Genomic DNA, 6178 nt, shown 5'->3' on the forward strand with positions numbered 1-6178 from the left:
CCCAACCTATATACAAATGCTACCACGGTTCGTTCGCATGCTCCAAGCGCCCGTCAGCCAGCCTGCCGGGCTGCTTGGCTGAACACTATATGAAGACCGCTTCACACCATATTGACTCATTCCAGAGAGGGGTATAAAGGGTGAATGCAAAGAGGTGGGTGGCTCCGTTGTGTTGGGGGATTGGCGGGGCCACCCTTCGGCTGGGCTAACTTGGGGTTTAGTCCAGCCGCTTACTCGGGTGAAGATTTTATGCCTGCAGGGCGCGGGTTTCCCGCCGGTGGCGTCCGGCTGCGACGGCGCCGGCTGCGGCGAGCAGCCCGACGGCGAGCAGGAGGATCATGCTGCCGTTGCCGCCCGTCAGGGGCAGGACGCCCTCGTAGGTGTAGGCCAGGTGCTCCTGGGTCTGGCTGACGCCGCCCAGCGTCCAGTCCACGACCACGTCGGCTTGCCCAGGATTATGGACAGGCGTAGCAAAAGAGACGGACCCGTCAGAATTCTGCTGCAGGGGGTTCACGGCTGTCTTGTCGAAGCTGACGCCGGTGATCAGTATCGAATTGAATGGCACTGGGGTCGGGTTGCTGCTCCGTGCCGTTTCGTTTCCGGTGCCGAGCTGGCCGCACTGGTTGTCGCCCCAGCTGTAGGCGTTGCCGTCCTGGCCGATCGCAAGGGAATGCTGGCTTCCGGCGCTAGTGCGTGCAGCTTTGAATCCCGCATCGGCATTGTTCTGTTGCAGAAAGCCATTTATCTGTGTTGGTGTCCGAGCGTTTTTGACGGTTCCGTTGCCGAGCCGACCGTAGCCGTTGTCCCCCCAGGCCCATGCTGTTCCTTCCTTGTCAATGGCCAGGGTGTGATTCGTCCCGGTACAGATTTGGCTGGCTTGGAATCCTTGATTGGTGCCTGTGGGATCTTGTACCCGAACGGGGCTGTACTGACGATCGGCAGTGGAGCCATTGCCGAGCTGACCCCGATCATTCCATCCCCATGCCCAGACTGTATCGGTCGTATCAATGGCCAGAGCGCTCCAGCTTCCTGCGCTGATTTGTTTGGCTTGGAAAGGCTGACCTGTTTTGCCTGGGTATTGTACTGGCGTGGGTTGGTTCGTATAGGAGGAGTCACTAGTGCCGTTGCCGAGCTGCCCGTAGTCGTTGTACCCCCATGCATAAACGGTGCCGTTCTTGTCCAGGGCCATGATGAAGCTCCATTTGACGGCGACCTGGACTGCTTGCAGCCCCTCGTTCGAACCACTCGGATCCTGAACCAGGGTTGGGGTTGATCTAGACAGGCTGTATGAGCCGCCGCTGTTACACTCACTGCCCCAGGTGTAGACGCGCCCCTGCGGGTCGATGGCCGCCGAGTCGTAGGCGCCGGCGCTGATCTGGACGGCCTTGAAGGGCTGGCCGTCCGCTCCCTTGACGGGCTGCGGCTTGGAATGGTCGCTGGTGGTGCCGTCGCCCAGCTGCCCGTGGTTGTTGGCGCCCCAGCTGTAGACGATGCCGTCGCTGCCGACGGCCAGCACGTGGTAGCCGCCTGCCACGGCCTGCGTGTAGGTGAACCCGGAGGCCACGCCAGCCGGCAGAGGGACCCTGGCCGGTGTCTTCTGCGGAGTGCTGCTGGAACTGCCCTGGCCCAGCTGGCTGTACTGGTTGCTGCCCCAGGCGTAGGCGTTCCCGTCGCTGGCCACGCCCACCGAAAAGCCACTGGCCCTTCCGATTTCATAGCCGCCGGCGCTGACCTGGTTGAAGCGGATGCCGCGGCTGAGTTTGGGCGTGGTGATGGTCGCCTGCTGGCCGCCCAGCACGTTGCCCTTGCTTGGGCTGATCGACCAGCCGCCGGTGTCCGCGGGGCTCCAATGCGCTACCAGGGTGATGTTGCCGGTGACCGGCTGGCTGAAATCATAAGCCACCTTGGAATCCCCTTTGGCGTCCTTGAGGAACCAGCCGTCGAACAGGAAGCCGTCCTTGGCTGGGCTGGCGGTCGGGCGTGCGGCCTGCTGGCCTTCGGTGATCCGCTGCGGGCCTGGGGCCGGCTGGCCGCCGTCGCTGTCGAAGGCGACCGTGTAGGAGCTGATGTAGTTGTAGGTAAGGTGCGCGTCGGGCTGCGGGCCGTTCCTGCTCCAGGAGACGGCCACGTCCGTCTTGCCTCCTGCATGCCGGGGCGTGGTCACGCTCCAGGTGCCGTCCTTGTTGCCCGTCAGGCTCGTGCCCGCTGTCCCGCCGAAGCTGACGCCGGTCGGCTTCGGCTTCGCAGGGAAGTCGACCATGCCGGGATTGCTGTCGAATTTCCCGCTGGTGTTGCGTCCCAGCTGGCTAGCGCTGTTGTATCCCCAGCTGTACAGGTTGCCGTCCGAGCCCAGGGCCAGGGAGAAATCCCCAATGTACATGCCTGGCGCGCTGGCTTGGGTGATTGTGACGCCTGCCGGCATGCTCACTTTGCCTGGCGTGCCGTCTTGCGTGCCGCTGGTGTTGCGTCCCAGCTGGCCGTAGGTGTTGTCTCCCCAGCTGTAGAGGTTGCCGTCCGATCCCAGGGCCAGGGAATGATCGCCGCCTGCGATGACCTGGGTGAATCCTCTGACGCCTGCAGGCAGGTTCACTTTGCGGGGCGTGCCGTCGTTCGCCCCGCCGTTGTTGCGTCCCAGCTGGCCTTTGTTGTTGGTTCCCCAGCTGTAGACGTTGCCGTCCGATCCCAGTGCCAGGGAATGATCGTTTCCTGCGCTGATCTGGGTGAATTTCGTGCCGTCTGCCGGCATCAGCCCTTTGCTCGGAGGGTTTTGTCGATTATAATCGGTACTGCCGTTGCCCAGCTGGCCGTAGTAGTTGATTCCCCAGCTGTAGAGGTTGCCGTCCGCGTCCAGTGCCAGGGAATGGCTACCGCCTGCGCTGATCTGGGTGAATTTTGGGACCCCTGTTGGCAAGTTCACTTTGCTCGGCGTGCCATGAGGATTAGTATCGGTGGTGCCGTTGCCCAGCTGGCCATAGTTGTTGCTTCCCCAGCTGTAGAGGTTGCCGTCCGACCCGATGGCCAAGGAATATGTAAATCCTGCGCTGAACTGGGTGAATTTCGTGCCGTCTGCCGGCATGATCACCTTGCCCGGCGTGTCATCGCATAGATCAATTTCGCGTCCTGCTTCGCCGTATAGGGGGCATCCCCAGCTGTAGAGGTTGCCGTCCGAGCCCAAAGCCAGGGCAGAGCCTAGTCCTCCGCTGATCTGGGTGAAGTGGATGCCTGTCGGCGGGGTGACGATGCCCGGCCGGTCGTATGGCGTGATCTTGGTGCCGCGTCCCAGACCGCTTGTGTTTCCCCAGCTGTAGAGGTTGCCGTCGGAGCCCATGGCCAGGGCGAAGTCTTTTCCTGTTTCGATGTGGTTGAGGCGTATGTCGGATGTGGTGGGCGTGGTGAGGGTGATCCTGGTGCCTCCTTCTGCTGGGCCGGAGGCGGGGGACAGGCTCCAGGAGCTGGTTATCCTGGTCCATTTGGCGGTCAGGGTGATGTTGCCGGTGACGGGCCGGGTGAAGTCGTAGGCGGTGTTGCCGGTGAACCATCCGTTGAACAGGTAGCCGTCCCTGGCCGGGTCCTTGGGCCTGGAGGCCTGTCCGCCGCTGGGGATGGTCTGTTGGCTGAAGATTGTGTTGTCGTCGCTTTTAAAGGTGACGGTGTAGGATGCTGCGCGTGTTTGGGGTTGGCTGTCGGCGGTCTTGTCTGGATTGTTTGGCGTAGGGGCAGTGGTTGGTTTGTTTTGTGCTGGTGTAAGAGGGGAGGTTGTAGTCAGGGGCGATGGGGTGGCCAGTGGTGACTGGAAGGTTGGTGATGTGGCCGGTGTGGTTGTAGGTGTTGCGTCACTGGTGGAAGTGCCGGGGTTTTGCTTAGCTACGCGAGGGGTCTGACGACCCCCCCCCCCCGGTGCCTCCTGGCATGGCCGGCGCGGCGGCCATGCCAGGTTCGCTGTCGGCCGTGTCGGCTGCGGCAAGGCCTCCGGCGATCAGGCTGGCAGGCAGGATGACGGCCAGCAGCAGGCTGACGGCCCTAGCCGGACGGCTGTGCGTGTACGGATGCTGACGCATGATAGGCATGAACCCCTTCCACAGGAGACGCAGCAGCGCATCCTGAACTCCCCAGACCGGCTCCCCGCCGGAGGCCGGGCGCAATCCCGGCTTTGATCTGCAACAACTCTATCACGACACCAGCCATGCCCACGCACGGCTCAGCCGCAGCCCATGGGAGACGAGCCCAGGAAGGTCGGCCTTGCGCGGCAAGAGGGGGTACCGGTTCTGTTGTGCTTGCTGATTTTCGTATGGAGGCAGAGGAGAAAGGGTGGCTCCGTTGTGTTGGGGGATTGGCGGGGCCACCCTGGTTGGCCGGGCCGTCTTGGGATGCGGCCCGGCCGCTTACTCGGGTGAAGTCTTCAAGCCTGCAGGATGCGGGCTTCCCGCCGGTGGCGTCCGGCCGCGGCGGCGCCGGCTGCGGCGAGCAGCCCGGCGGCGAGCAGGAGGACCATGGTCCCATCGCCGCCCGTCAGGGGCAGGGTGCCTTCGTAGGTGTAAGCCAGGCGCGCGGGTTCCTGTTTGGTGCCGCCCAGGGTCCAGTCCACGATCACATCAGCCAGACCCGGATTATGGGCGGGCGTGGCAAAAGAGACGGACCCGTCAGAATTCTGCTGAAGGGAGCTGACTGCTGTCTTGTCGAAGCTGATGCCAGTGATCAGCAGTGAGTTGAGGGCCACCTGGGTCGGGGTGCCGCTCTGCGTCAGACTCCCGTTGCCGAGCTGGCCGTACTGGTTGTCTCCCCAGCTGTACGTGTTGCCGTCACGGCCGATGGCCAGGGAATGATAGTAACCTGCGCTGATTCGTGCTGTTGCGAGCCCGGTGCCGGCGTTGCCCTGGCCTGCGGGCGGCGATACACGTGTGGGAGTGTGCCTGTAGTTGGTGGTGTTGTCGCCGAGCTGGCCATCGTAGTTGTACCCCCATGCCCAGGCTGCGCCGCTCCTGTCGATGGCCAAGGAGTGGACCCAACCGGTGCTGATCTGCGCGACTTGGAATGGCTGGCTGGAGTTTGTGGGGTTTCCTACCTGTTTGGGCGTGGGACGGCTGGTTATCGTGCCGTCCCCCAGCTGCCCCCAGCCGTTGTACCCCCATGCCCAGGCTGTGCCGTCCTGGCTGATGGTTAGTGCGTGGTAGCCTCCGGCGCTGATCTGCGTGGCTTTGAAGGCCTTGCTCGTGTCCTTGGGATCGGGCACGCGTGCAGGGTCGGCGGCATACGTGGTGCTGCCTTCTCCTGTGCTTTTGCCGTTGCCGAGCTGACCGTAGTCGTTGTACCCCCACGTGTATACGTTGCCGTCCGCGTCCAGGGCCATGATGAAGCCTCGGTTGACGCTGACCTGGACCGCGTGCAGCCCCTGGCCGGAGCCGTTGGGATCCTTGGCCAGGGTCGGCGCCAGTTTGGGCGTGCTATACACGTTGTAACTGTTGTTTTCGCTGCCCCAGGTGTAGACGCGCCCATCCGGGCTGATGGCCGCCGAGTCGGCGTAGCCGGCACTCACCTGGACGGCCTTGAAGGGCTGGCCGTCCGCGTCCTTGACGGGCTGCGGCTTGGAATGGTGTTGTGTGTCCTTACTGCCGTTGCCGAGCTGCCCGCGATCGTTGATGCCCCAGCTGTAGACGATGCCGTCGCTGCCGACGGCCAGCGCGTGGTTCCCGCCTGCTGCGGCCTGCGTGTAGGTGAAACTGGAATCCACGCCGTCCGGCAGGGGGATCCTGACCGGTGTCTTCTGCGTAGGCGTCTTGTCTGGATCCTGGCCCAGCTGGCCGTACTCGTTGTCGCCCCAGGCGTAGGCGTTCCCATCGCTGGCCACGCCCACGGAGAAGCCACTTATTGAGCTGCTGGCGCTTATCTGGCTGAAACGGATGCCGCGGCTCAGCTTGGGCGGGGTGATGGTGGTCTGCTGGCCGCCCATCACGTTGCCCTTGCTTGGGCTGATCGACCAGCCGCCGGTGTTGGCGGGGCTCCAATGCGCGACCAGGGTGATGTCCGCGGTGACCGGCTGGCTGAAATCATACGCCACCTTGGAACCGCCATTGGCGTCCTTGATGAACCAACCATCAAACAGACAGCCGTCCGCCTTCAGATCGGGGTACGGGCGCATTGCCTGCCCGCCCTCAGTAACGGACTGGTTTTGGGGCATGTC

At 63.5% G+C, this 6178-nt stretch carries 3 protein-coding genes; all 3 read right to left on the bottom strand.

Going from position 1 to position 6178, the window contains the following annotated elements:
* Positions 1-247 precede the first annotated feature (247 nt).
* The gene (locus AC0AP0_RS07690; RefSeq protein ID WP_490430038.1) at positions 248-3964 is read right to left on the bottom strand and encodes an RCC1 domain-containing protein; all 3717 of its coding nucleotides are present in this window, start codon (positions 3962-3964) and stop codon (positions 248-250) included.
* Positions 3861-4142: a hypothetical protein gene (locus tag AC0AP0_RS07695; RefSeq protein ID WP_490430039.1), complete on the bottom strand. Its 282-nt coding sequence runs from the start codon at positions 4140-4142 to the stop codon at positions 3861-3863. The genes AC0AP0_RS07690 and AC0AP0_RS07695 overlap by 104 nt, the downstream gene beginning before the upstream one ends.
* Positions 4143-4399: 257 nt before the next feature.
* Positions 4400-6178: RCC1 domain-containing protein (locus AC0AP0_RS07700; RefSeq protein ID WP_490430040.1), on the bottom strand; the 1779-nt coding region annotated here is incomplete at its 5' end.

This window comes from Bifidobacterium sp. POST2/T3 (B1), from assembly GCF_058197115.1.